The organism is Bacteroides zoogleoformans (genome assembly GCF_002998435.1).
Taxonomy (GTDB): domain Bacteria; phylum Bacteroidota; class Bacteroidia; order Bacteroidales; family Bacteroidaceae; genus Bacteroides; species Bacteroides zoogleoformans.
Window position 1 is genome coordinate 1,131,625 of the sequence record NZ_CP027231.1, and the last position, 26,425, is coordinate 1,158,049.

Consider the following 26,425-nt stretch of genomic DNA (forward strand, 5'->3'; position numbering starts at 1 on the left):
TTTTTCCGTCGTTCAAAGAAGAGCGCAAACCCATGCGACAGCTGTGCCGGTGGCTGCGATTTAAAGCGATTACTGGATGAAAAACGAAATGAATGTGTAAAAACAAAAGGGGAAAAGAAGAAAAGTTGCTGTGGATAGTTGGAAGTTACAGAAAATATACTACCTTTGCATCCGCAATCGAGAAACAAAGATTTCTTGAACAGTCCGGTTCCTTGGATGAGTGGCTTAGTCAGCGGTCTGCAAAACCGTGTACGGCGGTTCGAATCCGCCAGGAACCTCAAGCAAAGCTCCGAAACTACTGATAATAAAGGATTTCGGAGCTTTTAAATTTTGAGGGGGCGCAAATAGGGGCGCAAAATGATTATTTTATAAGTGGCAGATTATCAATATATCTTTTAAATCATCCCAACTTATAGAGGAAAATGGAGACTTAAATACATCATCATCTTCTTTCATGAGAATGTATATCTGAGGACGGTCAATAGCTTTTTAGTTTCACTTTTTCAGGATAAAACAGAACATAATTATGTCCTCTGTGGCACTATAAAATATTTTGTGTAAATGTAAAATACGGGATTCAATATGGGTTCCGTATTTTTTATTTAATAGCTTTGCAAAATGAAGAAAATTATGAAAGAGAAGAATCATGTAGTGCCTGATGAGGTATTAAGTAAGGAGTTCCTTAGCCTGTTCAAGACAGAAGCTGATGTGAGCAAGTTTCTGAAGCAGTTACACGCGCAGGTATTGGAGAAAATGCTTGAAGGTGAGATGGATGCGCATCTGGGTTATGAGAAGAATTCGGTTTCCGGTCATAACAGCGGTAATTCCCGTAACGGCAGCTACCCCAAGAAAATCCAAACCGAACACGGTGAAGCGGTCATACCTATTCCCCGTGACCGTAACGGTGAATTCGAGCCCATAGTTGTTCCCAAACACGAGAGTCGTGGGCTTTCCATAGAAAAACTTGTTATCTCCCTATATGCCAAAGGAATGAGCGTGTCCGACATTGAAGAGGAGATGCGTGAAATCTATGAAATAGAACTGTCCACATCAGCCATTTCCATCATCACGAACAAAGTCAGCCAGGCTGCTCAGGAATGGCAGAACCGCCCTTTGGATCCTGTCTATCTCATCGTTTGGATGGACGGTATTGTATTCAAGGTTCGTGACAACGGAAAAATCATCAACAAGACTGTCTATCTCTGTGTCGGTCTGAAACAGAACGGCTTGAAGGAAGTCCTTGGCATGTGGGTGGGAAAATCAGAAAGTTCTTCATTCTGGATGGGTGTCCTGACAGATTTGAAGGCCCGCGGAGTGCAGGACATACTGATTACCTGCACTGACAACCTGAACGGATTTACCGACACCATACGTGCCGTATTTCCTGAGTCTTCCACACAAATATGTGTCGTACATCAGATCAGGAACTCCTGCAAATATGTCGTTTACAAGGACAAGAAAGAGTTTACAGCCGATATGAAGAACATCTATAACGCGCCCAACAAGGAGGCTGCTGCCGTGGAACTGGATAATTTGGAAAAGAAATGGGGAGGGAAGTACCCTTATGCCATCCTCTCATGGAGGAACAACTGGGATGACCTGACTGTTTTCTTCCAGTTTCCATTGGAAATCAGGAAAATAATCTACACTACAAACCTCACAGAAAATCTGAATGGGAAAATAAGAAAGTACACTAAATCAAAACTTTCATTCCCGTCGGATGATGCTGTGAAGAAAATGGTATACCTCGCTCTGATGGAGATTGAGAAGAAATGGACGATGCCGATTACTAACTGGGGATTGATTATGAATCAATTTATGCTTATGTTTGAAAACAGAATTCAGATATAAGAGAACTTATAACTGAATCCCGTTTACATTTACACAAAATTGTGGACAGTGCCTCCTCTGTCATGAAGATTTCTTTAAAATCCCTGACAAGCGTGGTCATCTTCGCCTGCATGGCGGCACGCTTGTCGTTGGCCGCCTTCTCCACATCAATGACACGCTGCCCCGACTTACGCACGATGTCCTCTTTGGTCTCGGCATCTGTCAAAGCCATGGAGCGCGCATCCTCGTAGAATTCCCGTTCTATCTGCAAGCGGGCTTCCGCATTCTCTTTCTCCAAGGAAAGCATCATCATGTCGTGCTCGTCCTTGGACATGCGGTTCTCCGACAAGGCCGCGTTAAACCCGGCCACCGATTTATTGTACCACTCCTGCTGCGATAGGAGGGCGTCTTCACGCAACGCCTCCAGCGACTTCACCGCTTCCTTTTCGGTGCGGACACTGTCCTTCAGCTCTTTATCGGCGGCCTTGCCCAAGGCGCTATCCTTTTTTTTTGCGGACGCCCAAATTCTGCAAGGCTTCCAGTTCAGCCTTCAGGACAGCCACCTTCCGGTTGCGGGCGGCAACTTCCTGCCTGGTGGTAGCCACCACCTTTTCGGCTTCCTCTATTTCCTTCTTCTTCAAGGCAACGAGATCTCCTTTTTCGGAAGAGCCGGCTGTTACGGAAGAGTATTTGTTCGAGATATTGGCCAACTCTTCCGCATATCGGCGCATCATGTCTTCATAGCGCTTGACGTCATTGTCCACTTTTTTCTTCTGCTCTGACCAAGCCCGGAATGCGGAGGGGGAAACTCCCACAGAGGCCGCGACCTCCGCCTCCGATTTCCCTTGATTTTGCATGTCGTTCTTGCCCCATTCCACTTCTTTCATTTTCAGAGCCGTGCCTTTGTCTTGCTTGGAATACCATTCGTCCCGAGCCTCGAGGGCTTCCCGGAGTTTGGCGTTGGCCGCTTGTTGCTTGGCGGTAATAAGCAACTTCTGGACATACAAGTCTAAAGCGTCAGCGTTGTTGATGAGCTCACCTTCCTTGGTCAGCGAGGCATGATAATCGGGTACCATCTCTTGTATCCGATCGAGCGCCCATTTCCTCTGGTCATAGCCTTTTGAAGAGTCGAACAGTATTTTCTTAAGAGACTCGAGATTGTTTCTTTCTTCCGCAATGGAACTGTTGGCCTCTTTCGTTATTTTCATCACTTCATCCGTCCGCTTGCGGAACAGGAGGAAGGCCGATGCGCCGGCGACGATTCCCGCGACCAAAAGTCCGATAAGATTGGCCTTACAGGTCTTATTGAACAACTTCATCGCCGCATTGGCCTTCAGTGTGTTCCCCGCCAGCTTGGATTTCGCCGCCGCATACAGCAAAGTAGCCCCCTTGGTGTTGTTTATCCAAGCGAGTTTTATCTTGTCGAGCAAAATGGAAGCTTTGGTAGCGGTTGCATTCTTGTAAGTCTCCGTTGTGGCCAGTCTGACGGCAGCTCGATAGGATAAATAGGCAGCCAGTAGAGTTAACAGTACGCTATAATGCTTGACACTCCACCCAATCAGATTCATGACTCCGATGGAAGCCCCTGTATAGAGCTCTTTGAAACCTTCTTTCAACGGAAGCAAAGTTTGCCCCAACCTCAACTGCGCGTTCTGAAAACGGACGGTGGCCGCCTGTGCACGGTCGGAAGCCGACACATAATTTTCGCCGGCCGCCGCCAGCTGCTTGTCCACGATGGAGGCAACGGCCGACATGAAGTCGCCGGTCTTCGATACCTGCTCATTGATTTCAGCGGCGGAGAGTCCGAGGTTGTCGAGTATCATCACGGATTTTCTACCCAAACCGGTGATGATGGAATTGGTCATGTACTCCACCGATTGCCCGGTTTGCTGAGCCTTCAGCTGGGCGAACTGCAGATACTTTCCCAGGTCTTCCAAGGGTATGCGGAAGTCCTTGGCCTGTACGGTGGCTTTCATCAGGTCGAGGTCGGTAACGGTACCTTTGGTGGCCTTGCGCAGGTTGTCGAGAATGGAACCGTCGTCCAACCGGTCGAACGCACGCTTTACGCCGTCGGCGGCTTCGGCCATTTCTACGCCTTCGGCGGCAAGTTCTTTCAGCTTTCCAAGTCCGGTCAACCCCCATTTTGCAACCTGCATGTAGAGATTACCGAAGAAGGCAGTCCACTTGCCGGTGGACTTGGCAGCCTGCATGAATTGAGATTCAAGTTCTTTTCCGGAATCTTTGAGCTGCGACATCCTTTCTTTGGTGTCTGTCAGCTTTCGGTTCAGTTTATTCCATTGGTCGGGATGGAGGGCCTGAGAAGTATTGTCAAGCTGTTTCTGCAAGTCCTGCGCACGGCGTTTCAACGAGGTCATGGACAGATTGTTCAGGTCCTGCTGGTCTTCCAGCTTCTTCAGGGCAAGGCGGTTCAGCGTAAGCTTCTCTGTATTCTTTTTGTATTGAGCCGACAAGGTTTTATATTCCCTGCTCTCCTTTCCCAACCGGAATTCTACCTCGCGGATGGACTTGGCCAGTTCTTTGTTCCGCGACTGGAGTTCTTTATTCCGCTCTGTGATTTTGTGTATTTCCTTGTCCGCGTCACTGGCGTCCAAAGAAAGAATCCATTTGATATGGTCTTCCGACAAACGTTTTGCCATAAAAAAACTGCTACTTTGGTGATGACACGAAAGTAGCAGCTGAAAGCCCTGTTACAAAGGACAGGATTTATCATTTAGGCCACCCAATCAGCTTGTTGGCAAGCCACAAAGGAAACATGCCCAGAAATGCGGCAAACGGCGAAAGTACTAAGGATACCGGTGTTATAGAGAGTGCAATAATGACGGCTACTGTCCTGTTTTCTACACACCATCCCTTAGACTTCATGTGTAAGGGCAGCAAGGTAAAGCTGAAGATTATATGCAATATGATTATTATTCCCATTGCAGTTGTGTCCATTACAGTTGTTTCCATGAAAGTCATTTTTTTAGTTTCAACAAAACTACTAAACCTCTATCGAAAATCAAAGCTTTTCAGGAGATATTTCCTTCAATTTCGCCGTAATGGAGTCCTTGATGTCCTGTGTCAGTCCGTATCGCAAATCATTGATAGTCTCATGATAGAGGCGTCCCCATACGACCCGGTTATAGAGTGCCAGTCGGCTGCGCAATTCCATGCTTTCACGGCTGTACTTGATGTCGAGAAACCGGAGGTAGGGGAATATATTGAAATGATAGTCCAGTTTCAGTCCTCCTCCTGAAACACTGAACGGGCGGGAGGAAAGGAATGAGGCAAGTTCTATGGCTCGTGGGTTCGTAAAGTTGTCACGCAGGACTCTTGCTTGCGTCTCGTAGATGAAAGCGGCATCTCGGCGCAGTATCTGGTGTACGAACTGTTTGCGGATAATTTCTTCTGTAATCATGGCTTATCGTTGTTTTTGCAAAGAAATGTATTTATTCTATCTTAAGTAAAGGACAGTGCGGCTATTCGTCGCGAACCGCCGCACCCGGAAAAATGTATAAAAAATGTTCCTTCAGTCAGGTCTTTGCCTGAAGCATCCAGCGGAAGTCGAGACCGGTGGCCCCGGGACGGGGCTGGTATTTGTAACCGGCATCGAGCATGGCTTGATGCACTTGCTCTTTGGAGATGTTGGCTCCGGGGTCGATGCTCCGAATGGCGTCGAAGACCTCGTCGGTGGAAAACCAATGAGAGGTGTGTCCGGCATCGAAGGCGGGCCTGAACGTGGAGGACAGGGCCGCAATGTAGATGCTGACATCTGTGATGGTTTGTTCTTGCTCTTTTTTCATTGTTCTGTTTTTTTTGTTTAACATCAGGGTTATTCGCCCGCATCCTTTTGGGCATCGGGCAGCAATTCCAACAGGGCCTCCTTGGCGTTATAGGCGGCGAACAGGCTTTCCAGGAGTTCGGAGGAAAAGTCGGCAAGTTCAAGTTGGCGCTTCAGCAGGAAGCCAATCAGTTTATCCAAGGAGTCGACAACTGCCTGGCCGTAGCCGTCCTGCAGGTTGGATAAAGATTCGGAGACTCGATGGTTCAATATCACTCCGTTGATGGAGGTGTCTCTCTTATTCATGATATCCTCCTTTCTTCGCTTTATAAACACACCATGCAGTGGCTGCGAACAGCGGTGGGAAAACAAAGCCCAGACAGGTGGAGAGGATGGCGCCGAAGTACCAGCGGTCGGCGGCGGTGCGAAGTTCGCAGTCGGGGGCAAGGCTGCGGTAGTAGCGGCGTTGCAGGTTGTTTACTCGCTCGGTGAGAGCGTTAACTTTCTCGCTCACGATAATGCGTGAGGATGGTACGGATGGCGTACCGAGAGTTAATTCTTTCATCTTTGTAGGTCATTTTAAAATGAAACAATATGTTGATTAAAGACAGGAAGGGAACAATAAAGGTTCCGCTTTCCCGTTGACCTACACCCTGAATCAGGCAGCGGGCGCATTAACGCTCCACACGGGGGTCGGAACCAGTATCGCAAGTTGAAGGCATAAAAAATGCCCGCAGCAATTATGGCGAGCCTACTCGCCCGATTCAAATGTAGGTCACTGCAAATATGCACATTCTTTTTGAATCTGCAAACTTTTGAAGAATGTTTTTTCACTTGCCCGGTAAGGGCGTTGACATTCTCACTCACGGCGATACGTGAGGATGGTACGGATGGCGTACCGATGATAAGTTCTTTCATATCATTGTTCAGTTTAGCATTTAGGCAGAAAAACGGCTGCCATTTCCCGTGTTGCTAAACTGAACAATGATAGTTGCCGAGGCAAAAATAATGTTTGGGAAAGGCAGCCGCCAATATCATAAGAACCGGGCATAAAAAAAGCCCGCAAAACCTGTGAGCATTATACGATGCACATCGGCAACCAATCCGGGTTGCTCAGTTTAGCACGACAAATATCAGAATAATATTTGTAACGGCAAAAGAATATTGATTATTTTTGTAGAACTAAATAATGTTATCAAAATGGAGAGATTGACAAAGCAACAACTTACAGTGATAGAGCTTTCATTGCTTGAATGGTACTATGAACAGGCCAGCATCAGACACCGGGATATGATACGGGTAGAAGCTTTTATCACCGAAAGGTCTTATACCCTGTTCACTGTATATTTTGCAATCCTGTCGGCGGCACTGGGGTATGTGCTAACCCATCTCAACACACATAATGACATGGCACTCGCAGCGGGATGTCTCGCACTTATCGTCTTTACAAGTGTTTCGATAGGATATATCTGCCGCGTGATGTGGCCGCACGATTTCATGCCACCGGGCAAGGAACCCGACAAATTTGCAATACCCGATTACATCGCTTATTTTAAAGACAACAACATTTCGGAAACCGATCAGAAAAAACAAATCATTGGCGATGAACTTGTAGAACTGCAAAGAAAGACTTCCATACAAGAAAAAAGCAATATTAAAAGAGTCGAACAGACCAAATACTCTATCGTATTCTTACTGTTCGGCTCCTTTGTAGCCGTCATCTCTTTTCTCATAGGCCTTGCCATGAATCAGTAGAATCATCAACAATCATCCCATTGGTAGCAGATGGTGTTTCTTGAGGAATGTCAGGAAGCTCCGCAGGCTCCGACGATTGTTCGGAGTTATATTCTCCGGGGATAAAGCCTCCCGACTCCGAGCTGAAATAATCTTCAAACATATGTCAAATGGCGAACCTCTTATCAGCACGTGCCCAAAGGTTCACATCACCTTAACCCGATTGTCTACGGATTACGTACTGAAAAGAGGTTCATATATGTGATTGATAGGGCATTGCAAAAATGAGGATTCCTTCCGTAACGGCAAAATAAAAAGCGGAGTTTTTCGCTCCGCTAAACTTATATAGTTACCTATAGATATCATCATCCTCAAGTCTCTTCTTTTTGGATGATACTTCTAGGCTTTAAATGCTGTCCGCTGCACGACGTATTCGGTCGGACAATTATACAAAAGCCGTTGCTGCCTTTTTCAATTTATTAGCCACATCATTCAGGGCATCAGCCAGTTGATGCAGTTCACCGGGAGTGAACGTGACCGTTTTGCCATGCACTTCGTTCCCGTTAATGCGCTGATGCAGCCATGAAGCCGACTTTCCAAAATAAGTCTTTGCGAATTCCGATACAGAGATGAACGGCAATGTTTCAGACAAGATTTTGCGCACTTCTATCCGCTGCTTTAGAATCTTTGCTTCCTCAATGTCGTTATGAATTCTGGCAAAGTCTTCCGTGACAGCTTCTTGAAGCTCTGCTTCATCTTCCGGGCGTATGGAGTTAAAGAACGCTTCCATTTCTTGCTCCGCTTTTATCCGATCAGCTCCTTTACTTTTAATACAAGCCTCTTTCAGTCTGAAAAAATCTTCTTTTACTCCCATAGCTTTTATTTTTTAAGTAATACATAATGAATGAAGATAAGGAAGCTGTCCGGCCAGACAGCTTCCTCTTTTCTACCGGAATGCGGAAAGACGTTGAATCTCCAATTTAAGAGATTCTATTTCAGCATCCAGTACCGATTTTCTATATCCCAGCCCGATAAGCCGGTGATAATTTCGGAGGTAGTAGTTGAGATTCTCGATCAACTCATCTACCTGCGCTTTTAGCGCTTCTTCATCAGTCATTCAAAGAGCTCTTTTTGATTGACAATACAAAGATAAAGAAATTATTATCACCTGCAAGATGTTTAGATAAAAATTTTATTATCAACCTGCAAAATAGTATAAATCGCCCATTTGCATAGATGCGAAATGACCTTTCATTCAATATTTAAATATTTATATAACTTTAAATCCTCCAAGAAGTGCTCCGGAGAATCGGCTCTAATCACATGCCCGGTCTGGTCGTGATAACGGTCTAATGCAAGTATCACCCCACATCGAACCAATCGGAGGCCGACGCACTGAACATCAACGTCCAGCCAATGGACTTGAATTCGGGCGAGACGAACGGAATGATCTCGTGGCTGTCCGACATCTTGTCGAGCCACGGCAACTCCTCCGATCGGGAGTCGAGTATGAGACGTTTCCGTAAATCGGCAAGCAGGGACAAGGCTGTGTCCGACGCGATGGCCGTCTCGACGATGTCGGCCGAGTCGGTGAGCTTTATCGCCACGGTGGCCGCCAGCTTCTGGCTGTCGATGATGGAGTTGCGAGCCGTCCGGCCGGAGGAGAACTCGCCGTAGTCGACGAACAGGTAGCTGCCGGTGATGCGGTCTATGCACTGTTTGACGTGGTCGAACGACTGTCCGAACACGAAGTTCTCTATCTCCGGGATGACAGCCTCCGGCAGGTTCCGTACGAAGCCGGACAGTTCCGCATACCGGGGGAAGTCGCTGCCGCCGTTGGCGAACATGGAGAGGACGCCGGCTTTCCGCGGAAACCGGGCGAAATACTTAAGCAGGTCGATGATCATCATAATATGTCGTTTATAATATGTATGGGTAGTCTGGTTTCATTGGCTATATCCATCTTGTCCATCTTGGCGGCGTGCAGGCTGCGTACGGTGTCGATGAGTTTCTTACGGAGGATCGTCAGGAACTGGACGATGTTCATCCGTTCCACCCGCTCCACGTCGCCGTACCCTTCGGAACTCAGGTTGTACAGCGATTCGAGGGCACCGGTAGAAATGGCAGACTCCTTGCTGTTCCCGACCTCGGTAAGCAACCTGAATTCCGTGCGGGTGAACAGATAGTTGATGAAAGCCTGGAAGTTGAAGGCTACGGCCGCCAGTTCGTCCGGGTCGGCGGCCGCGAACTTCCGTGCCAGCTCGTGAGCGCCGGCCGACGAGTACCGGCCGGGATAGTACAGGATGGCCGCCAGCAGCGGAAGCTGCTCTGCCGGGCATCCCGCGAGGGTGCGCGCCTCGATGAGCTGCAGGGCCGTGAGCGAGCAGGTCAGCCGGCCGAAGTCAGTGTCTATCGTGTAGGCGTGATACACTTCGTCGTCATCGATGTGCAGTGCCGGAACCAGTTGCGCGCAAAAGCAGGAATCTATGGCATACCGGTAGTCCAGCCGGCTCAGATAGCGCGACAGGGTGATGCCGTGCAGCCTGTGGGGCGGTATGCGCTTGCAGAGCCTGTACGTCTCGGTGTCCAGGCCCTGAAGGGCGGCATCGTTGTCCGGATAGACGATGGTGAACGGAAAGGTGACCTGCTCGGCAAGCCATGCCAGGTTCTCCCACCCGCCGGATTCCTTTATCTTCTCCGCGTTCCATCCCATTGTCCGGCATATATGGTTGACACGCACCATCGCTACTGACATCTTGCCTTGGGCAAATGCATACAAGTCACGTATAAGAGCTTGGAACAGATAAGGGCTCAGCCCCTCCCAAGCATTGGGGATGCTATATTGCACCCCCCTTACCATAAAGTCTATCGTCAGCATGGCATCAGCATGATTATGTCGTCTGGACGGTTGAAAGATGTGTCGGTATCGACGCTTCCGGAGGCTTCCGTCGTCAGAAGCATGTCCACGCCGGCCAGTTCGCGCTTCACCTCCCCGGCCAGCCTGTCGGCCAGCTCAAGCATGCGGGTTTGTTCTTGAGCGCCATCCCGCGCAGCCTTGGAGTCGTCGAACAGGTTACGGATGGTGACGGGGAAGTCGAGGATATCGAACCGGCGCAGGGCAATGGCAATCGTCTGTTTGGCCAGGCACCGCTCCAGCAGGGATATAACATCCGCTTTTCCCTCGGCGCGCTCGAAGTAAGAGGCCAGCCCGTCGTCCAGGGCCTCCTTCTGCAGAGGGATTGTCCGGAAGAAGAAGAGGTAAGACAGGTCGACGGGATAGAGCAGGTCGAAGTCCTCGGTGCGCTTTATGCGCAGGCCGTCGAGCATCTTCCGGTAGCGTGTCTCCTGCCAGGAGGGCACATCGTCTCCGGCGTCGAGCAGCCGGATGATGCTGTCCATAGCGTTGTAATAGTTCTCGATGTAGGAGCGGCGCATGGCCTCCTGCTCGTGCTTGTAGATGTCCACATCGTCTTTCCGCTTGGCCACCACGTCGAATATCAGCTGCTTGGCCATGGTCAGGTTGGCCATTGCCAAAGACAGAGCCTCGCGCGGCTCACCGCCGGCGGCGATGATGGCCGTGTAGACATCCCGTGTCAGGATGACGACGATCTGTTTCTTGGCCGAGATGGCGGATGAGTTGAGCTGGGCGAAACTGATGTTGCTCTCGGCATACGGAGCGTACTTGCGGAACTCCGCTACGTTCTGGAAAAGTTCTTCTAATATGATCATGATTGTTGCTGATTAAGTCGGTCTTCGGGTGATACATCCTCCTGCCTGGCCGGCACTTCGCGGTAGAAGCCGATACGGAAGCCTTGCCTGTAGAGGTGTGGGAAGTTGACCTGCAGGGCCATGTTGAAAGGCTCGGAGCAGATCTCATCTTCCGAGGTGAGTGACATGATGTATATCAGGTAATTGTAGTAGGCATCGGCTCCCGACTTGGAGATGACCCCGTCCTTGCTCACGCCGGAGATGGAAGCATCGAGCCCCACGCTGGAGAGGAGGACTTCGTCGGCCCGCTTGTCGTAGGCTATCAGGGCTTCCACATACTCCTTGTACTTCAGGTCCACGGTCTCTATCTTCCACCGTTCCTCCTCGTTCTGCCCGTTCTTGAAGCTGATGGTGGCATAGGCCTTGCCCTGGTTGTCCGCACCGGACAGGTAGCCGGATATCTTGCGCAGCTCCGACTGCAGATAACGTATCAGCAGCGATTCCTTGAATTCCGTGCCTATCTCGATATCGTTGTAGAGCAGCAACTCATCCCCCTCCTTCTTGCGCCGCTTGTTCTCATCGCACAGCTTGGTTATCTGGGTGCGTTTCGCCTCCAGCCAGGCGTTGGGGATGACGATGTGTATCTTGGCGGCCAGCGAATTGCGCAGGAAGGAGTTGATGTAGTCCGCCGTCTCGTTAGAGCCTTTGATGTACGAGCGTGTCCCGGCGTGGGTCTCGTTCACGCCGTAGAATTCATCCACAGATTTCTCGCGGTGGTGCGACACGGCGGCGAACCGGTAACTGTCCACCTCCGAGAGCGAGAACTTGGGATAGATGCCGAACGAGGAGGTGCCATACCCCCACCTTCCTACGGCGATATGCCGGAAGTCTTTATAATAGACCACGTCCGTAGCCACATCTTTTTTCGTGGTGGCCAGCCGGCACAGGTTGTTCTCCATGGCCTCCAGCCCGGCCACGGGCAGCGCGCCACAGCCTTTGCCCCGGGTGAAGCGCCACTTCACGAAGAAGTCCCTGAAGTAATAGTAGTTCTTGATGATGGCCTTGGCCACTTCCCGGTAACCCGCCTCCAGGCCGCGCTCCTGCCAGCTATCCAGCCAGTCCGTGACCTCCGGGCAATCCACCCACTCCTTCTTCAGTTTCCCGTCGGCAATGGCAGTCTTGTAAACAGCCGGCCCATGCCCGTACAGCATGTTCACCTGCTTGGTGATGAGACGCGGCAGCAGGCGGTTCTTCTTGATGTCGGAAGCTATCTCCTCGCACTTCCGGTTATTATACCCGCGGCTGCACACCTGGAAGCCCCGGATGCTCTGCCACTGCACGTCCTGACTGTCGGCGCCGAAGAACTCGTGGAACAACGGGTCGGTCGCAAGCAGCGAAGCCCGCGGGCCGTCGCCCACCTGAAAGGATATCACATTGTCGTCGTCAAGGTAGCAACCGAAGTTGCCCAGCATCTGAATATTACTCATAGCCAATCTATTTTATGAAGTTTGTAACCGTCCTGCGGAAATCCCATGTAGCGGATGAGTATGCGGTAGCACATCTTCGGCTCGCCGTATTCGTCCGTGAACAGGAAGAAGTTGTCGCTGTCTATACTGAACCTCTCTTCCGGAAGCTGCGTGCGCCACCGGCACCCCTCTTTTACCTTCAGCACGGTGGAAGCCTCCCCCTTGAGCCTCGAGCAGGGGAAGAAGGCTATGCTGAAGCAGCCGTCGGGGAGCTTGGACAGCTCCCTGGCCCATTGCATGGCCCGAAGGCCTGTCATCGTCGTTTCCATGCCCGAAGATAGTCCGTTTCCGCCGCCGGAGAAAGGACGGAGCCCGGCGCCCCGTCATATTTCCGCCGTCGGGGAAGACGTGCCGCGCAAACCGGAAAGTCAGCGGTGCGGGGAGACAATCGTGGCATGAAATTTCCCCGGTTTTCAGTCCAAACAGCGAAAGTGCTGTCAATCAACGAACTAAATATTATTTTCATGTCAAAAGGCATCATTATTGCCCCTTTCGGCTCTATTTTTCGGGGAAGAAAGAGCCGTTATACGGTCAGATTGTCGGGCAGATTGTCCGGCATGGACGATAATTCACTAAGCACTTTGTTTCCATACCTGCCGAACAGCAGATAAATCAGGGCGCTGGGAAGCTGCGTCGTCAGTCCCGCCTGGTGCTTCAGGGCTACCTTCCGCTCCGACGATTTGTCAAGCTCGATGCGCCCTTCCGTCCGCTTCAGCGGCGACAGCATGATGGCGCTGCACAGGTTCTTGCACTCGTTCTCGTCTATCAGCACTTCGGGCAAGGCGTTGCTCCTGCCGCCGAAGATGAGCAGCAGCAGCTTGAACTGCTGCCAGTGGTAGATGGTGGCCTGCCCCTCGTTCATCAGCTCCACCTCGAAGCCGTAGCTCTCCAGCTCGCGCTTCAGCGCCCGGCTGTCGGTGGTTATCTGTTCCAGCTCCTCGCGGCGCTTGTTGCCGGCACGGTCGGGATAGAGGATGACGCGCTTGTTCCCCGCGTCGGCGCCGAAGAACTCGTGGAACTGCCGGGCAAGTTCCGGCTGTTCGTCGGGATAGCAGCAGTAGAACTCCTTCAATATCCGCAGACGCCGCCCGTAGTCTTTTTCCTGCCCCACCACCAGCGACGAGAAGTGTCCCGGGTCGTAGCCCACCAGCAGTTCGCCGCGACGGTCGTAGTGCTTGAGGTAGCGGGCCGTCAGGATGAAGTGCTCGCGCAGGTCGAGGCGGAGTATCGACTCGTAGATGTAGCTGTCCGCGAACTGGTGCTTCTCCTTGTTGTAGTGGGCGAAGAACTTGTTGACCGCCTCTTTGTGCCGGATGGCGCAGATGGAGGTGAGGAACTCGTCCATGTCCAGCGTGTCGAGCTGCGTCTTGAAGAACTTAGGGCCAAGGATGTCCTTGTTGCAGAAAGAGCTGGCACGGATGTAGAGCGTGGCGTTGCGGCGCATGTCGGCCAGGCGCGGCTGCCACAAGGCGATGATGCGCTCTTGCTTGATGATGTCGAGCCGGATGCGTTCCAGCGTGACGGGGTTAGTGGTCTCGCGCTGCGAGTTCATCAGCCGATATTTCCGATAGATGGCCTCGTTCACGTGCAATGCCACGGTGGAGACTTCCTCCATGAGCCGCCTGTCCATATTCTTCTCGTACTCCTCGAACCAGTCGTCCTCGCCGAGGTCTACGCGGGCGGTGTCGGACACGCCGGTGACGCCTTGGTAGTAGGGCGAGCGACGTATCTCGGCACTTGCCCCGCGGAGTGACGGGAACAGGCGCGTCTTCAGCTTCTCGCCTTTATTATGCTTCATCTCCTCGATGACGGCATGCACGGCCGAACGTCCGGCCACCGACTCCGGCTGGTCGGAACTCACCAGCTGTATGTGATGCCCGTTGCGGAACACCACGCTGTGCCTGGGGTAAGCTATGGGATAGCGCGGCCGCCGGAAGTGAGAGGGCAGCTTCGCCTCGCCCACCACATAATCGATGCCGTATTCGAGCATGGGGCGCACCCTGCCGCCTACGGTAACTTCCTTGGAGAAATAGGCTTGCAGGTTGGGCCACACGTTCATCATCAGGGCCACGTAGGTCTTGTGCACGAGGAAGGAGAGTTCGCCCGGCATGTCGCCCGCCACACGGATGATACGCGGGCCGGTGATGCCTTCCGTCTTACCGCCGGCACGGGCCACTTCGGCAAAGATGTTGTTGGCGTCTATCACGTTGGCCAAGATTTGCATCTCGTTCATGTAGTAGCGTTCAAAGTCGGCCACTGTGTCCCGCTCCCTTTCAGCAAGCGGGAATGTCGTATCTCTTCTCATGTCACTCTTCGTTAAGTTCTTCGTACTCGGCCTCCTGAATGTCAGCATCGCGCAGAAGGCGCTTCTTCTCCGCCTTTTCGATAGGCAGGTTCTCAATCAGGTTCAGATAGAAGCCTTGATTATGTTTGGCGGCTATCTCCTTGAGGGATGCCTTGGTATAGCCCAAGTCTTCCGGCGTGAGGTTCGGCGAAATAAGGAACACGATGCCGAGGTCGCGGTCGGCTTCGGCAATCTCGGAGGCCCGGCGCCGGCATTCCAGCGCGGCGGCGTAACATTTTCCCTGTGTTTTGTAATCGCCGGCTGCCGCACAAAGTTTAGCCAAGTCCTCATATTTGTCGGCGTAGTTGGACTCCCACACCTTGATAGATACGTTGTTGTCGATGTTGAAGTAGTTGATGGCAGCGTATATGCGCGCCTTGCAAGTCCGTTCGTCCAGACTGAGCCGCTGCATGGCGTTGATGCGCTGGCGCAGCTGCTTGGCTGCACGTGTCAGGTTTCGCTCGTACTCATAGATTTCGGCCGCCCATTGCAGCTGCTTGAGGAACAGCTGCACATCGGCGGGGATGCCGTCGCTCTTTCCGGAGGTGAGGAAAGCGGATATCAGGTCGGGGTGTATCTTGTCAAGGGCGTCGAGCTGTGTCATATTCCGAAGAGTTCTTTTCGCAGTTTTTCAAGTTTGGCCTCCCGGGCGGTTTCTTTCAGCAGGACGATGGCGTCGAGGTCTCCGCCGGAGGCTTTGTCGAGGAGCTGCTTCATGATGGCTTGCGCCGTTTCCTCCGCGGTGAGCGGGGCGGCTTCCGCCTTTTTTTCGCTGTCGGGTGCGGTTTTCTCTTTCATGAGCTGCATGTCTTTTTTTATCTACGGCAAATATAGCCCATTGTGCGGCCGCCACAAAAGACAGGCCGGCACTCCCCGTCGCGGGCAAGGGTGCCGGCCTGTTCACTCATTCATCGGATGCCTGTTCCTTTTTATTCATGTCCGCCGCCTTCCTTGTTAACGTCGAGGGCGTGTTGCAGGCACGAGATGATCTCCTTGAGGCAAAAGGAAAGCGGAGTTTTTCGCTCCGCTTCCGTTCACCCGGCAAAAGAAAAGGCTTTCCGCAAGAGGAAAGCCCCGCTTCACATCAAAAAGATGCCGTCAAACAAATAATTCGATCGTGAAGCTATAATACCGACAACTCGGATAGTTCGTCGGCAAAGCCGTGCAAAGCTTTTTCTATCCGTTCCTTTTGCTGCGCGCGCGGCTTGGAACGACCGTGCATATAGGCCCACAACTGCTTTTGATGAATTCCCGTTAAACGCTCCAAGCCTGAGAGAGACAGCGTATTTCCATAATAATACAACAAGCTCTGTACATCATAACGCCATACCAGCACATAATCTTTCTTTATTTGTTCAGGCCACTGTTCTTCAGGCAGATTTTTCTTTATCAACGAGATAGCCGTTTCCACGTCTTTCTTGCATTCTTCCACTGTATCGCCGGCTGCATAGATGCCTTCACAGTTTTCCGAATAAGCCGCGAAGCTATCCGAACTTGCACAGATGTTCATAATAATTCTTTCCATGATTCAAAGATGCTTATAGGATTAATATTATTTCTGTTTTAAAGGAGTGGATGGGGTCAAACCCCCATCGCCTTCGCTATTTTCTTTCTTAACGGTTCCGGCATCTCTTTCGCCCCGTGATAGGGCACCGGTTCCGACAGCCTGTCGCCCTTGACGTAAAAGTAGTGACTGCCCTCCGCATGGTGAAACTTCCAGCCGGCAGAAATGATTTTTCGATGGAATTCTTTGTACTTCATTTTCACTTATTATTTGTTTGACCCTGCAAAGATAGAAATTTTTCTATCAATAACAAGGAATAATGGAAATATTTCTATTAATAAATGTCCGTAACGGCAAAATAAAAAGCGGAGTTTTTCGCTCCGCTTCCGTTCCGGTTTTATTCTCCCGGTTCGCCCAGATACCTGATGATGGCCTCGTGCTGCATGGGGGTCAGGGCCCGCTGGCGGGGCTTGAAGTGCAGGGCCTTGAGCTCGGCCTTCAGTTCGGGGTTCAACTCTATCCAGCGGTGCAGCTGGGTGCAGGCGCTGCGAGGGGTGCTCTTGGGGAAGTAGGATTGAGCGAGGTCGCTCATGTAGATTGCTTTCATGTTTTTCTCGTTTTGTTTTCCGTATCGCTAAATTAAAATAAACTGCCTATAGGCAATAGGACATCCGCCTATAGGCAGTGGCGGGATTACCTATAGGCGGTGTCGTGACAGCCTATAGGCGGCGCCGTTATCCCAACGGGTTTTCGCCCTGGTTTTCGCCGCCTCCCGGCTTCGGGCTTTCCGCTGCGGCGTCCTCTTTTCCGGGCTTCGGGCCTTTGCCTTTCTTGGGCACCTGCCTGAAGGTCAGGGCGCCGTCGGCCGCACGGGTGGCAGCCTTGAAGGGCTTGCCGGGGCGGAACTGTATGGCGGCCCCGGTGATGTGGGCCGGCGTGAACTTCTTTTCGGTCTCGGCGCCTTTGGAGCGAAGCTGAAGCTGGAAGCTGCCGAAGTTCTCCAGCCTGACAATCTTGCCGGCCGCCAGGTGCTTGTTGACCTGCTTGACGAGGGCGCGGATGGTGTTCAGCACGTCGCCGTCGGTCAGGGAGGTGGAGTAGGCAATCTCCTCGGCCATTTCGTCCATGGTCACTTCGCCGTCGGCTTGCGCCTTGGCATAAAAAAGTTTCGGTGCGCCCGCTTTGCCGGGCTTGCTGCTCATGCGGGCAAGGGAATAATTTACACTCATCTTTTTCCAATGTTTTAATGGTTACTGCTTTTGTCGTTTCGCGAATTGACAAAGCTAAGATAGCTGGTTGTGGAGAAGACGACGTGGATTAGGGCGCATTATCCGGGGTTTGGGGCGCCTTATGCGGATTCATGGGTGATTCGTCGAGCAGAATTGCTTTGAACAGCGCCTCACGCTCGCGATGGCGGCGTAGGTTCTCTTTGTCCTGCGCGCGCCGCGTCTGCCGGTCGGCCCGCTTCAGGTAGGATTCGTACCGGCGGATGTTGTCCGCCACATTCTTGTGTTGGCGCAGGAACTCCTGCGGGTCGGTCTTCATCAGCTTCGCCAGTTGCGCTCTCTCCGACCGGTGGGCGATGAGCGGGTGAATGTAGAGGAACTTCCCGGTGTCGTTGAACGATTGCAGCTCGTCGAACGCTTGCAGATTGCGGATGCGCAGCTCCACCATGTCCATGATGTCGCGTTCAGCCGGTTTCTTGTCCAATCGCTCGTCGAGCTGCTTCATTTGTTTCCAGGTGACCACACGGTCGTTGTAGATGAGTGTGGCCATTTGCACTTGCGGGTCGAAGAGATTGTCCCAGTCTATTTGCGGGTACTCTTCTTGCTTTTGGATTTTGCGGGAGCCTTGGCCGGAGCTTTTTTTTCTCCTCTTCCAATGCCTGTTCGGCTTCCTCGGCACGTTGCTCAGCAACCTCTTTGGCTGCCTCGGCTTCCTCGGCACGGATTTCCGCTTCTTCTCTGGCATCTTCAGCTTCCTCGGCACGGGCTTTCAGTTCCTCTTTGGTTTCCGATGCATGGGATGCGCAAGCCATCGGGCTGCGGCGGTTGTCGCGGATCTCCTCGCGGCTCACGCAATCGAGCAGCGCATAGAGGATGTCGTCGGCATATCGGCCGGGGTTGCGCTTGAAGGTTTCCAGCCGCGGCTCCGCGGGGTTCGCCTTCTGGAGCAGCCGAAGGTCGTGTCCGGCGACGGCAGGATTGCGGAGTGCGGCGAAGTGATGTTTTTTCTCTTTGAAACTATACATTATAATAGTGTGTTAGGATTGCAAGCCGGTGCCTCCGGAAGACGCCGGCTTGCAGTCAGGTTATGAATCAGGCTGTCTGAATCCGGCTGCCGGCAACCTCTACGAGTGTGGAAGCGTCCAGCACCTGAAGCGTGATGGAAGAACCGGCGCGGGCCGTCCAGGTGGCGCCGTCCTCGAGGACGAACGCGGAGCCGTCGGCCACGGTGGCCGCCTTGTCGGTTCCGCTGCCTTCGAGCGTGATGTAGCGGCCCTTGTCGTTGGCCGTCAGGCCGGCAAGCGCGTTGATGGCATAGGTGGCGCTTGCGCCGTTGGGAATCTCATAGCGGCTGTTCTGCGGCGAGACGGTCAGGGTGGTGGCGCCGGCCGCATGCTTGGCGGCGGGAACCCGGACGATGTCGCCCGAGTACTTGCAGTACTGGTCGATGGAGGTGCGCTTGAAGGTGAAGGTGACGTAGCGTCCGTCCTTGTCGTTCTTGGCCTCGAAAGAGGAGAGTATCATGGGGCGGTCGTAGCTGCCTATAACGTACCATTGCTTATCGCCCACCTCCTTGAAGATGACGATGAACTTGCCGCCGGCATGCTCTTCGATGAAGTTGAGCAGCTGGTCGCGCATGCCGCCCATGACGATGACAAAGTTGTTCTCGCCGCTGGTCGTGATGTCGCCCTTCTCGCCGGTGGCGGTGTAGGTGGGCACGTCGTGGGCGTCGAAGTATTTCATGTACTGCCCGGGCTTCAGGGGAATGGTACCTACTTCACGGCTGGCGTTGGGCAACGGGAAGTCGACTGCCGGGTTTATCTGCGACAGCTCTACCAGATAGACCTTATAGGCGATGTTGGAACCGTGCGTCTTGCGGTCGGACACGTCCTCCACATCGCCTATCAGCATCATCGACGCCATTGTGGTGCCTCCGAATCCGGAGAGGCAGAATACGGAAGACTCAGGGTCGAGCAACGCACCGATGACGAACACCAGGGCGAACAGCGTCATCAACGAGAGAAAAAAGCGGACTTGCATCTTGCGAGCCGCCCGGTTTCCTTTACGGAAAGGATCTGAGATTTTTTTTGCTTTCATTTTTTTTCTGAATTAAAATTGGAGTTAAAGAAAGGGGCGGGCTACCCACCCGCCCCGTGTCACCTGAAAAACAATCCTGTTACCTGTGTGAAGAACTATCTCACGCCGGGAATGTTGGGCTGCAAGTCTTTGTTCACCTTGCGGACGCCGCCCTGCTGACGTTCCAGCTCGAGGAAGTTGCCCGCGCCGTTCAGGATGAGCATGATGTAGTCTCCCACCCGGGTCGGCGTATAAGCGGCGGTGATTGCGGCGAACTTTCCGCTTTTTGCAATCGTAGTGGCATTATCCGTGCTTCCGCACTCGATGATGTAAGCCACTCCCGCCTTGGCGTTGGTGATGTCGGTAATGGCCTTTGCGCCCGTGTTGGCAACCGTCATCTGCCAGAAACCTTTGGACGCGTCTACCGTGGCGGCATCGGCCTCCATCTTGACAACCGGCTTGTTCATGAAGATCTGCTGGAACTCGAAGTTGTTGGCTTTCAGTTTCTCAGGGCTGTCGAAGCGACGTCCCGTAAAGGAAGCTGCCGTGCCCTCCTTCCAGGTAGACCACGCCTTTAGAAGCTCCATGTCTTCTTTCACCTTGATGGAGAGCATTTCGCCGGGAACGTACTCGAGGAACTGCAAGTTGCCGGGAACGTCCATGAACATCAGCGGCAGCTGGCCGAGATAAGGCAGCCACACGATGCGCATGCCGGTGTCGGGAACCACGTTCTTGTAGCTGTCGGGCCCGGTGAAGTCGATGTCCTTGCCGTACTTGGCGCGTACGTTCTTGATCCACCACGGCTGGTGCGTCTTGTTCAGGTAGAGGACGTGGCGGTCAAGATCCATGTCCTCGGAGCAGGAGGCGGTGACATCGGCCACGAACTCCTGAACGGAGTCGAGCATGTTGGCCGACGTGTAGCCGCGATAGCTCTCATCGTCGTGCGCCAGGATCTTGTACTCGTGCATGTAGCGCACCAGCGTGTAGAGGATGCCGGTGGAAGCGTTCAGGAAAGAACCGGCGACGCCGGCTTCGGGCTTCACATAGATTCCGCGCATGCGGCGTTTGTTCTGTTCCACCTGGGCGGTCTCCAGCGAGTTGAGAATGCAGAACTCGATCATGTTCCACTTGACGGGGTCGGAGCCTTCCTTGTTCAGGTAGGCGATGTACATGCGTTCCAGTTCTTTCATGGGGCCGAACTTGAGCTTGATCATCGCGTCGTCCACGTGTCCCATCTCGTTCTCGAGCTTCATGTCGCCCTTCCAGATCTCGCCGGTCTGGTAGGCCTGTGAAACCTCCGAGAAGAAGGCGTTGAACACGAGGTCGTGATCCTGAATGCCGTAGCGGACGGGGAAGTACTGCGTAAGGTCGCGAACCTTAAGCACACGCGCTATCAAGGCATCCTGACGAAGAACAACGTACTGGTTGCCCACGCCGGCGGTGTTCACGCCCTCGTAGTTCGTGGCGAACTCTCCGGCGGCCAGACGCTTGTGGTCGAGCATGCCGTTGGCGTGCAGGTAAGCGTAGCGGTTCTGAAGGGAGCGTGAGAACGCCACCGCCTGCTTACGGAACGCGGCCCCCTCGAGTTCTTCGTCCCAGGCTCCGAACGAAGCGGAAGCGGAGGGGTTGAGGGTGATGCGGTTCCAGCGGTCGCGCATGGAGAACATGGGATGCTCGATGCCGAAAAGATACTGCGAGCGGTCGGCCGGGCCGGTGAACATGACGCCGGCCCCGACAACGGTCTGCGCCGGCCGGTCTTCGGCAGCCTGGTTGCTCAGGCGACTGACCAGAGCCTGTACGGAACCGGCAAGCTGCACCAGGGCGGCACCGTCGGCCGGCTGTTCGGCGGCCTGTTGTCCGGAGGTCTGTTGTGCCGCCGGGTCACCGCCTTCTTCGCCGGCGGCCGGAGAGGAAGCGCTGACAATGCTACCCAGGATTGACTGTATCCGGTCAATCTGTTCCTGTGTCATGGTTGGCGGTTCCTGTCCGCCGGATTGCTCGGCCGCCATGTCGTCCTGCAAGGCGGACCGGTATTCCGTCTGATAGGAGTTGACGATCTGCCCCCACTCTTCATGGGTAAGCTGATTGGCTTTCGCTTTGTCCCACAGATTCAGCTTCTGCAGGACAGTTTGAAGTTTTTCTCTGAAATTCATGATAAACAAAATGTTAAGTTATAAATAGTTGAGAGCGCCTTGTTTTATTTTCTCCATCTCCGAATAGTTGCGACCGAGCTCGACGGCTTTCGCCACGGCCTCGGTGAAAGTCATGGACCCGTCGATGAGTCCCTTTTCAATGGCGTGCCGCGTATCGAACGTCTCACCTCGGAATACCGGGTCGTCCTCATCCAGACTGCTCATTCCGGGTCTGGAAGCAAGCACGGCTGCCAGGAATTTCTCATTGATGGGATCCAGCTCTTCCTTGATGTATTGCTCCGGCTTGCCGTTCTGAAGGTCTTCCCACTTCTTGTTCTTAAGGTCGGCTTTCGTGGCACGAGCCATGATGCGCTTAATACCCATCTTTTCGAACCAGCCATCGTAGTTGTAAGTCTCGATCATCGTTCCGATACAACCAATCGTGTCGTGAGCCGTAAGGGAAGCGATGTAGGCAGAGTGGCAGGTGATGTAGTAGCAGGCCGAGCAATCTGACTTCTCCACAAGGGTGATGATGGGCTTGTTGCAGGCACACATGGTCTCCGTCAGCCGGTCGATGTACCACGCCTCTTCTCCGGGGGAGTTCGCATGAAGGAAGTGGCAAGTGACGGCCGGATTGGCTTCAGCCGCAAGAAGGTCGAGCTCGAACTGTTTGGAAGAGAAGTACCAACGGCTGTCGGCGGTAATAAATCCCCAGATGCGATGGTAAGCGATACTGCCTTCGGGAAGTTCCTGCGAGGCATAGTCATCTGTAAGGGTTACACCCTGGAGTTCCGAACGGGCCACTTCCTGCTGAAGAAGCGAAAGAGCCTTTGTCGATAGATCCTTATAAGTAGGAGGATTCTTATCGAAAAAGAAAGAGGTAGGCTTCTCCATGGCAAAGGCTTCCATCACGGCGGCGGACAAACCTTCCGCTGTGATGAGAAGTCTTTTTAAGTCGGATGTAAGAAGCTGGCGAAGAAAGATTCTGTTCATTGCATGTCTTTTCAGCGAAGATAGGCAGCATACAGAATGTAGTGAAGGACGTTATAATAAAGGAGATTGAAGCATTTTACATTCTATCCTCAACGTAGCCGTGTTCAGGTGGGGCGATACAGATACAATGGCGGGTATCCGCTTATCGCCGACACGGAACACCCGGCGCTTCGTGTCGGCGAACTCGACAACCGCAAGCCGTCCGGCTATGAACTCCCTTGTCACTTCCGAAGGGGGAAGGCTGATGACTATATCTTTGTCGCAGTTGAAGCAACACCCGGCTTCGGAAATTTCGGCCAAAGGGGAGAACTCAAACTCTTCGGCCGTGAAGTGATACACCTCCTGACGCATTTTCGTAACAGGATGAACCTTGATTTGAATGGAAAGCTCTTTCATTGTCGGCAATATGCTTATAATTAATCAGTTCGCAACTATTGTGTCTAATATGATTCAGGGGCATCAGGCTACGTTCAAGCCTATCAGTGACCACGTTTGTTTTGGCATCGCGTTGCTGACAAGTAAATTGCTGTCACTTGGCGCATTGCTCGTGGGATTGGAGTATAATAACTGTATAACTATATATAACGTAAGCTCAGCGAACTATGAAATTGAAGACGCTACTGTGTTTAAGAAGACCAATGAGGGGAGTGAACCCTTCCTGCTTTGGATTACAGGAGAAGCATACAACGAAAATTGATGCTGGTCAATAAATAACTCAAAAACACAATAATAGAACAAGTTTTTTGTTATCTATTTGCGCAGTTAGACAAAAAATGTCCATCTTTGCAAACGAAATAATGAATACAAGATAATGGCGAGTATAGCAAGCTGGATATATGATAAGTCGCTTAGAGGCAATTACACCTTCACACACGATGAGGTGGCGCAGGCATTCCCTGACCTGAGTGCCGGCAGCATTGCACGGGCGCTGACTAGGGAGGTGAGCAAGGGACGGATTATGTCGCCCCTGCGCGGTTTCTACGTCATAGTGCCGGATGAGTATGTGCTGCGCGGAGCTGTGCCGCAGTCGTTTTACTTGGATGACATGATGCACCACCTGAGACGCAAATACTATGTGGCTCTGTTGAGTGCGGCAAGTTATCACGGAGCTTCGCATCAGGTTCCGCTGCGGTTCAGCGTGATGATAGAGCCTCCCGCTATGCGTGACAAGAAGGGAGAGAAGTACCTTACGCATTATTTCTGCAAGAATCATATTCCTGAGGCATACGTGGAGAGACGGCAGACACGGACAGGCTACATTAACGTGTCATGTCCTGAACTGACGGCAGTGGATTTGTTGACGTATCAGGCTAAGACAGGGAGCGTTTCGCGGGCAGCCACTGTTTTGGCTGAACTGGCTGAGAAACTGGATTTTGGGCGCTTAAGGGCTGACTTTGTGAAGGAGGTGCCGGTAACTAGTCTGCAGCGTCTGGGCTATATTTTGGACGAGGTGCTGGAGGAAGGGGAAACGGCAGAGTCAGTGTACAGTCTGTTAAAGTGTTCCGGTTTTGTGCTCCAGTATATACCTTTAAAGGCAGGAAAGAGCAGCGAGGGGTGCGAAAGGAACGCCAAGTGGAGAATTATTGTGAACGAAACCATCGAGATTGACGAGTTATGATACCAGAGCGATATATTACGGAATGGAGCGAGCAGGCCCCGTGGGTGGTGAATAAATTCATCGAACAGGATTTGATAGTCTGCCGTGCATTAGTGTCTATTTATAGCGATGCATTTCTTGCGGAGCATCTGGCATTCAGAGGCGGCACGGCATTGGGTAAGTTGTATCTGAAGCCGCAGCCCAGATACTCGGAAGACATCGACTTGGTGCAAGTGAAGGCAGAACCCATCAAAGAGACGATAGACCATCTAAGGGATGCGTTGGTCTGGCTGGGCGAACCGGTGGTAAAGCAAAAGAAACACAACAATACGCTGGTATTCAAGGTGCAACCGACGGATATGGATGCGGGGGAGATTCACTTGAAGGTGGAGATTAACTGCAAGGAGCATTTCAGTGTTTTTCCAATGGTAAGAATGCCTTTTGCGGTGAATAGTTCGTGGTTCAAGGGGGCCTGCGAGATGCTGACGTATGAGTTGGCAGAACTGACAGGGACGAAACTGAGGGCTGTGTATCAGCGGAGAAAAGGGCGTGATTTGTTTGACCTATGGAAGATACTGTCAATGCACCCCGAGTTGGATAAAGGGAAAGTGATTGAGAGCTATGAGCGGTATCTGGGCTTCACGGCATCGCACCTGCCTACGTACAAGGAATTTGTGCTGAATATGGACGGGAAGCTACAGGATGAGGAATTCTTGACGGACACGGAAATGATTCTTGGGCCACAGGTGGAGTATGCCCCTCAGGTGGCGTGGGAAAAGGTGAAAGTGGAGTTGGTGGAGAGGCTTAATACTGAAGTTTGAATCTTAATACTTGAAACATGGAACTTGAAACAAATAATATCATAGTTGGTGCAGGCCTGATAAGTCTGGATGTGTTGATTTGGGACGGGCAAAGAGTCCCCATATCCTATTACGTAGGTGGCACATGCGGTAATGTGATGATGATTCTCTCCCACATGGGTTGGGATGCCTATCCCATAGCCCGTCTGGATGGCACGAAAGACGGGGTGAGAGTGTTGGATGACATGAAAAAGCACCATGTACACACTGATTTTGTCTCTACCCAAGACGGTAAGACACCGGTGATAGTGCAGCGTAACTTCATTAACAAGGACGGTGTTCCCACGCACAAGTTTAAATCACGCAACAATATCGGGCGGTTCTATCTGGACTTCAAGTCGCTGACGCTGAAACAGGCGAATGAGGTGATTGAGAGGATAGACTTTGTGCCAAAGGTATTCTTCTTTGACAGGGTTTCACCCGCCATCTTGAAGCTAGCCCCCACATTCAAGGAAAAGGGTTCGGTGATATTCTTTGAGCCTTCCAGTAGAGGAGGTAATGTTAGCCTGTTCAACAAATGTATTGAGGTGTCTGATATAGTCAAGTTCTCGGAACAGAGGATAAAAGACATTAACCAGTTTAAAGACTATAAGGATAAGCTGTTTATCCAGACGCAAGGGGCAAAGGGTTTGAGCTACCGCTTGAGTGGTGATTGGAAGCACTTGGAACCTGTTGCAAATGAAAAAGTGGTGGATACCGCTGGTGCGGGTGACAGGACAGCGGCTGCTTTGATTAATAATTTGTTCAAAGATAAAGTAATGTTTGGAATATGCGATCTCTTAGAATCAGATTTGGAAACAGCTCTGAAAGAAGCGCAGAAAGTAGGTGCTGAGAGTTGTTCTTATGAAGGGGCGCGTGGCATGATGCAGCAATGAAACAACTAAAGGACGGAGATATAGATGAAATAATAGCTAAAATTAACACTAGGCCAAGAAAGAAACTCAATTTTCTGAAAGGAATGAAAAGTAGTGCAAGCAAAAAAATCGAGAAATCGCAAAAAAGATGTTTTTGTTCGGAAGCTGTTTAAAAATGAATTAAGATAATTACTATATATACGTTTATTATATTGAATATCAGTTGGTTGATTGATATATTATTTATAACTTTATGGTTG

The 26,425-nt window shown here is 51.8% G+C and carries 32 protein-coding genes and 1 tRNA gene; 6 read left to right on the forward strand and 27 right to left on the reverse strand.

Going from position 1 to position 26,425, the window contains the following annotated elements:
* Positions 1–206: 206 nt before the first annotated feature.
* Positions 207–278: transfer RNA gene (locus tag C4H11_RS04705), tRNA-Cys, on the forward strand.
* A gap of 352 nt (positions 279–630) precedes the next feature.
* Entirely contained in the window at positions 631–1,851 is a 1,221-nt protein-coding gene (locus C4H11_RS04710) for an IS256 family transposase (protein WP_449374857.1), read from the forward strand.
* On the opposite strand, the gene C4H11_RS04715 is transcribed toward C4H11_RS04710, so the two are convergent.
* From C4H11_RS04715 to C4H11_RS04745, 7 genes are all read right to left on the reverse strand, one after another.
* Positions 1,823–2,323 carry a hypothetical protein gene (locus C4H11_RS04715; RefSeq protein WP_106040670.1) on the reverse strand — a complete coding sequence of 167 codons (501 nt, stop codon included), beginning with the start codon at positions 2,321–2,323 and terminating at the stop codon, positions 1,823–1,825. The two genes, C4H11_RS04710 and C4H11_RS04715, sit on opposite strands and share 29 nt — an antisense overlap.
* A gap of 4 nt (positions 2,324–2,327) precedes the next feature.
* Positions 2,328–4,487: a coiled-coil domain-containing protein gene (locus C4H11_RS04720; protein WP_129588277.1), complete on the reverse strand. Its 2,160-nt coding sequence runs from the start codon at positions 4,485–4,487 to the stop codon at positions 2,328–2,330.
* 70 nt (positions 4,488–4,557) lie between these two features.
* Complete coding sequence (locus C4H11_RS04725) at positions 4,558–4,800, reverse strand: hypothetical protein (protein WP_129588278.1); 243 nt, start codon at positions 4,798–4,800, stop codon at positions 4,558–4,560.
* Between the two features lie 49 nt (positions 4,801–4,849).
* Positions 4,850–5,248, reverse strand: coding sequence for a hypothetical protein (locus C4H11_RS04730; protein WP_106040673.1), 399 nt, complete (start codon positions 5,246–5,248; stop codon positions 4,850–4,852).
* Positions 5,249–5,363: 115 nt separating this feature from the next.
* On the reverse strand, positions 5,364–5,633 hold the full coding sequence (locus tag C4H11_RS04735; RefSeq protein ID WP_106040674.1) for a 5-formyltetrahydrofolate cyclo-ligase: 270 nt from the start codon (positions 5,631–5,633) through the stop codon (positions 5,364–5,366).
* 29 nt (positions 5,634–5,662) lie between these two features.
* Positions 5,663–5,917, reverse strand: a complete 255-nt coding sequence (locus C4H11_RS04740; RefSeq protein WP_106040675.1) for a hypothetical protein — start codon at positions 5,915–5,917, stop codon at positions 5,663–5,665.
* Complete coding sequence (locus C4H11_RS04745; RefSeq protein ID WP_106040676.1) at positions 5,910–6,176, reverse strand: hypothetical protein; 267 nt, start codon at positions 6,174–6,176, stop codon at positions 5,910–5,912. The genes C4H11_RS04740 and C4H11_RS04745 overlap by 8 nt, the downstream gene beginning before the upstream one ends.
* Positions 6,177–6,811: 635 nt before the next feature.
* Here C4H11_RS04745 and C4H11_RS04750 point away from each other — a divergent pair.
* Positions 6,812–7,366, forward strand: coding sequence for a hypothetical protein (locus tag C4H11_RS04750; protein WP_106040677.1), 555 nt, complete (start codon positions 6,812–6,814; stop codon positions 7,364–7,366).
* 424 nt (positions 7,367–7,790) lie between these two features.
* On the opposite strand, the gene C4H11_RS04755 is transcribed toward C4H11_RS04750, so the two are convergent.
* The 20 genes from C4H11_RS04755 to C4H11_RS04850 all read right to left on the reverse strand — a co-directional run bounded on the left by C4H11_RS04755 (position 7,791) and on the right by C4H11_RS04850 (position 23,250).
* Positions 7,791–8,219, reverse strand: coding sequence for a DUF5053 domain-containing protein (locus C4H11_RS04755; protein WP_106040678.1), 429 nt, complete (start codon positions 8,217–8,219; stop codon positions 7,791–7,793).
* A gap of 72 nt (positions 8,220–8,291) precedes the next feature.
* A complete protein-coding gene (locus C4H11_RS14155; protein ID WP_164996508.1) occupies positions 8,292–8,462 on the reverse strand; it encodes a hypothetical protein in 171 nt (56 codons plus the stop codon).
* Positions 8,463–8,706: 244 nt separating this feature from the next.
* Complete coding sequence (locus C4H11_RS04760) at positions 8,707–9,255, reverse strand: hypothetical protein (RefSeq protein WP_234819883.1); 549 nt, start codon at positions 9,253–9,255, stop codon at positions 8,707–8,709.
* Entirely contained in the window at positions 9,252–10,223 is a 972-nt protein-coding gene (locus C4H11_RS04765) for a hypothetical protein (RefSeq protein ID WP_106040679.1), read from the reverse strand. Before C4H11_RS04765 ends, C4H11_RS04760 begins: the two co-directional genes overlap by 4 nt.
* Positions 10,217–11,074: a hypothetical protein gene (locus C4H11_RS04770; protein ID WP_106040680.1), complete on the reverse strand. Its 858-nt coding sequence runs from the start codon at positions 11,072–11,074 to the stop codon at positions 10,217–10,219. Before C4H11_RS04770 ends, C4H11_RS04765 begins: the two co-directional genes overlap by 7 nt.
* The gene (locus tag C4H11_RS04775; protein WP_106040681.1) at positions 11,071–12,540 is read right to left on the reverse strand and encodes a hypothetical protein; all 1,470 of its coding nucleotides are present in this window, start codon (positions 12,538–12,540) and stop codon (positions 11,071–11,073) included. Before C4H11_RS04775 ends, C4H11_RS04770 begins: the two co-directional genes overlap by 4 nt.
* A complete protein-coding gene (locus C4H11_RS04780) occupies positions 12,537–12,848 on the reverse strand; it encodes a hypothetical protein (protein WP_106040682.1) in 312 nt (103 codons plus the stop codon). Before C4H11_RS04780 ends, C4H11_RS04775 begins: the two co-directional genes overlap by 4 nt.
* Positions 12,833–13,045, reverse strand: coding sequence for a hypothetical protein (locus tag C4H11_RS14070; RefSeq protein WP_129588279.1), 213 nt, complete (start codon positions 13,043–13,045; stop codon positions 12,833–12,835). The genes C4H11_RS04780 and C4H11_RS14070 overlap by 16 nt, the downstream gene beginning before the upstream one ends.
* A gap of 57 nt (positions 13,046–13,102) precedes the next feature.
* Positions 13,103–14,884 carry a hypothetical protein gene (locus C4H11_RS04785; RefSeq protein ID WP_106040683.1) on the reverse strand — a complete coding sequence of 594 codons (1,782 nt, stop codon included), beginning with the start codon at positions 14,882–14,884 and terminating at the stop codon, positions 13,103–13,105.
* A 1-nt stretch (position 14,885) separates the two neighbouring features.
* Complete coding sequence (locus C4H11_RS04790) at positions 14,886–15,527, reverse strand: hypothetical protein (RefSeq protein ID WP_106040684.1); 642 nt, start codon at positions 15,525–15,527, stop codon at positions 14,886–14,888.
* A complete protein-coding gene (locus C4H11_RS04795; RefSeq protein ID WP_129588280.1) occupies positions 15,524–15,721 on the reverse strand; it encodes a hypothetical protein in 198 nt (65 codons plus the stop codon). The genes C4H11_RS04790 and C4H11_RS04795 overlap by 4 nt, the downstream gene beginning before the upstream one ends.
* 325 nt (positions 15,722–16,046) lie before the next feature.
* The gene (locus C4H11_RS04805) at positions 16,047–16,448 is read right to left on the reverse strand and encodes a helix-turn-helix domain-containing protein (RefSeq protein WP_106040687.1); all 402 of its coding nucleotides are present in this window, start codon (positions 16,446–16,448) and stop codon (positions 16,047–16,049) included.
* Positions 16,449–16,504: 56 nt separating this feature from the next.
* A complete protein-coding gene (locus C4H11_RS04810; protein ID WP_106043146.1) occupies positions 16,505–16,684 on the reverse strand; it encodes a type II toxin-antitoxin system HicA family toxin in 180 nt (59 codons plus the stop codon).
* A gap of 140 nt (positions 16,685–16,824) precedes the next feature.
* The gene (locus C4H11_RS04815; protein WP_106040688.1) at positions 16,825–17,034 is read right to left on the reverse strand and encodes a DUF4248 domain-containing protein; all 210 of its coding nucleotides are present in this window, start codon (positions 17,032–17,034) and stop codon (positions 16,825–16,827) included.
* Between the two features lie 127 nt (positions 17,035–17,161).
* A complete protein-coding gene (locus C4H11_RS04820; protein WP_106040689.1) occupies positions 17,162–17,656 on the reverse strand; it encodes an HU family DNA-binding protein in 495 nt (164 codons plus the stop codon).
* 88 nt (positions 17,657–17,744) lie between these two features.
* Positions 17,745–18,158: a hypothetical protein gene (locus tag C4H11_RS04825; protein WP_106040690.1), complete on the reverse strand. Its 414-nt coding sequence runs from the start codon at positions 18,156–18,158 to the stop codon at positions 17,745–17,747.
* 587 nt (positions 18,159–18,745) lie between these two features.
* Positions 18,746–19,750, reverse strand: coding sequence for a hypothetical protein (locus C4H11_RS04835; RefSeq protein WP_106040692.1), 1,005 nt, complete (start codon positions 19,748–19,750; stop codon positions 18,746–18,748).
* A 95-nt stretch (positions 19,751–19,845) separates the two neighbouring features.
* Positions 19,846–21,882 (reverse strand): hypothetical protein, encoded by a 2,037-nt coding sequence (locus C4H11_RS04840; protein ID WP_106043148.1) that lies wholly within the window; start codon positions 21,880–21,882, stop codon positions 19,846–19,848.
* Between the two features lie 18 nt (positions 21,883–21,900).
* Positions 21,901–22,854, reverse strand: a complete 954-nt coding sequence (locus tag C4H11_RS04845; protein WP_106040693.1) for a S49 family peptidase — start codon at positions 22,852–22,854, stop codon at positions 21,901–21,903.
* 51 nt (positions 22,855–22,905) lie between these two features.
* Entirely contained in the window at positions 22,906–23,250 is a 345-nt protein-coding gene (locus C4H11_RS04850) for a hypothetical protein (RefSeq protein ID WP_106040694.1), read from the reverse strand.
* Positions 23,251–23,665: 415 nt separating this feature from the next.
* On the opposite strand from C4H11_RS04850, the gene C4H11_RS04860 reads away from it, so the two are divergent.
* From C4H11_RS04860 to C4H11_RS04870, 3 genes are read left to right on the forward strand one after another with little or no spacing between them, the layout of a single operon-like run.
* Positions 23,666–24,472 (forward strand): type IV toxin-antitoxin system AbiEi family antitoxin domain-containing protein, encoded by an 807-nt coding sequence (locus C4H11_RS04860; RefSeq protein WP_106040695.1) that lies wholly within the window; start codon positions 23,666–23,668, stop codon positions 24,470–24,472.
* Positions 24,469–25,272, forward strand: coding sequence for a nucleotidyl transferase AbiEii/AbiGii toxin family protein (locus tag C4H11_RS04865; RefSeq protein WP_106040696.1), 804 nt, complete (start codon positions 24,469–24,471; stop codon positions 25,270–25,272). Before C4H11_RS04860 ends, C4H11_RS04865 begins: the two co-directional genes overlap by 4 nt.
* A gap of 17 nt (positions 25,273–25,289) precedes the next feature.
* The gene (locus tag C4H11_RS04870; RefSeq protein ID WP_106040697.1) at positions 25,290–26,186 is read left to right on the forward strand and encodes a carbohydrate kinase family protein; all 897 of its coding nucleotides are present in this window, start codon (positions 25,290–25,292) and stop codon (positions 26,184–26,186) included.
* Positions 26,187–26,425: the final 239 nt, after the last annotated feature.

Coding starts and splice junctions, on each gene's coding strand:
- C4H11_RS04710 (WP_449374857.1), top strand. CDS start 631: ATGAAAGAGAAGAATCATGTAGTGCCTGATGAGGTATTAAGTAAGGAG.
- C4H11_RS04720 (WP_129588277.1), bottom strand. CDS start 4,487: ATGGCAAAACGTTTGTCGGAAGACCATATCAAATGGATTCTTTCTTTG.
- C4H11_RS04725 (WP_129588278.1), bottom strand. CDS start 4,800: ATGGAAACAACTGTAATGGACACAACTGCAATGGGAATAATAATCATA.
- C4H11_RS04730 (WP_106040673.1), bottom strand. CDS start 5,248: ATGATTACAGAAGAAATTATCCGCAAACAGTTCGTACACCAGATACTG.
- C4H11_RS04735 (WP_106040674.1), bottom strand. CDS start 5,633: ATGAAAAAAGAGCAAGAACAAACCATCACAGATGTCAGCATCTACATT.
- C4H11_RS04740 (WP_106040675.1), bottom strand. CDS start 5,917: ATGAATAAGAGAGACACCTCCATCAACGGAGTGATATTGAACCATCGA.
- C4H11_RS04745 (WP_106040676.1), bottom strand. CDS start 6,176: ATGAAAGAATTAACTCTCGGTACGCCATCCGTACCATCCTCACGCATT.
- C4H11_RS04750 (WP_106040677.1), top strand. CDS start 6,812: ATGGAGAGATTGACAAAGCAACAACTTACAGTGATAGAGCTTTCATTG.
- C4H11_RS04755 (WP_106040678.1), bottom strand. CDS start 8,219: ATGGGAGTAAAAGAAGATTTTTTCAGACTGAAAGAGGCTTGTATTAAA.
- C4H11_RS14155 (WP_164996508.1), bottom strand. CDS start 8,462: ATGACTGATGAAGAAGCGCTAAAAGCGCAGGTAGATGAGTTGATCGAG.
- C4H11_RS04760 (WP_234819883.1), bottom strand. CDS start 9,255: ATGATGATCATCGACCTGCTTAAGTATTTCGCCCGGTTTCCGCGGAAA.
- C4H11_RS04765 (WP_106040679.1), bottom strand. CDS start 10,223: ATGCTGACGATAGACTTTATGGTAAGGGGGGTGCAATATAGCATCCCC.
- C4H11_RS04770 (WP_106040680.1), bottom strand. CDS start 11,074: ATGATCATATTAGAAGAACTTTTCCAGAACGTAGCGGAGTTCCGCAAG.
- C4H11_RS04775 (WP_106040681.1), bottom strand. CDS start 12,540: ATGAGTAATATTCAGATGCTGGGCAACTTCGGTTGCTACCTTGACGAC.
- C4H11_RS04780 (WP_106040682.1), bottom strand. CDS start 12,848: ATGGAAACGACGATGACAGGCCTTCGGGCCATGCAATGGGCCAGGGAG.
- C4H11_RS14070 (WP_129588279.1), bottom strand. CDS start 13,045: ATGAAAATAATATTTAGTTCGTTGATTGACAGCACTTTCGCTGTTTGG.
- C4H11_RS04785 (WP_106040683.1), bottom strand. CDS start 14,884: ATGAGAAGAGATACGACATTCCCGCTTGCTGAAAGGGAGCGGGACACA.
- C4H11_RS04790 (WP_106040684.1), bottom strand. CDS start 15,527: ATGACACAGCTCGACGCCCTTGACAAGATACACCCCGACCTGATATCC.
- C4H11_RS04795 (WP_129588280.1), bottom strand. CDS start 15,721: ATGAAAGAGAAAACCGCACCCGACAGCGAAAAAAAGGCGGAAGCCGCC.
- C4H11_RS04805 (WP_106040687.1), bottom strand. CDS start 16,448: ATGGAAAGAATTATTATGAACATCTGTGCAAGTTCGGATAGCTTCGCG.
- C4H11_RS04810 (WP_106043146.1), bottom strand. CDS start 16,684: ATGAAGTACAAAGAATTCCATCGAAAAATCATTTCTGCCGGCTGGAAG.
- C4H11_RS04815 (WP_106040688.1), bottom strand. CDS start 17,034: ATGAAAGCAATCTACATGAGCGACCTCGCTCAATCCTACTTCCCCAAG.
- C4H11_RS04820 (WP_106040689.1), bottom strand. CDS start 17,656: ATGAGTGTAAATTATTCCCTTGCCCGCATGAGCAGCAAGCCCGGCAAA.
- C4H11_RS04825 (WP_106040690.1), bottom strand. CDS start 18,158: ATGAAGCAGCTCGACGAGCGATTGGACAAGAAACCGGCTGAACGCGAC.
- C4H11_RS04835 (WP_106040692.1), bottom strand. CDS start 19,750: ATGAAAGCAAAAAAAATCTCAGATCCTTTCCGTAAAGGAAACCGGGCG.
- C4H11_RS04840 (WP_106043148.1), bottom strand. CDS start 21,882: ATGAATTTCAGAGAAAAACTTCAAACTGTCCTGCAGAAGCTGAATCTG.
- C4H11_RS04845 (WP_106040693.1), bottom strand. CDS start 22,854: ATGAACAGAATCTTTCTTCGCCAGCTTCTTACATCCGACTTAAAAAGA.
- C4H11_RS04850 (WP_106040694.1), bottom strand. CDS start 23,250: ATGAAAGAGCTTTCCATTCAAATCAAGGTTCATCCTGTTACGAAAATG.
- C4H11_RS04860 (WP_106040695.1), top strand. CDS start 23,666: ATGGCGAGTATAGCAAGCTGGATATATGATAAGTCGCTTAGAGGCAAT.
- C4H11_RS04865 (WP_106040696.1), top strand. CDS start 24,469: ATGATACCAGAGCGATATATTACGGAATGGAGCGAGCAGGCCCCGTGG.
- C4H11_RS04870 (WP_106040697.1), top strand. CDS start 25,290: ATGGAACTTGAAACAAATAATATCATAGTTGGTGCAGGCCTGATAAGT.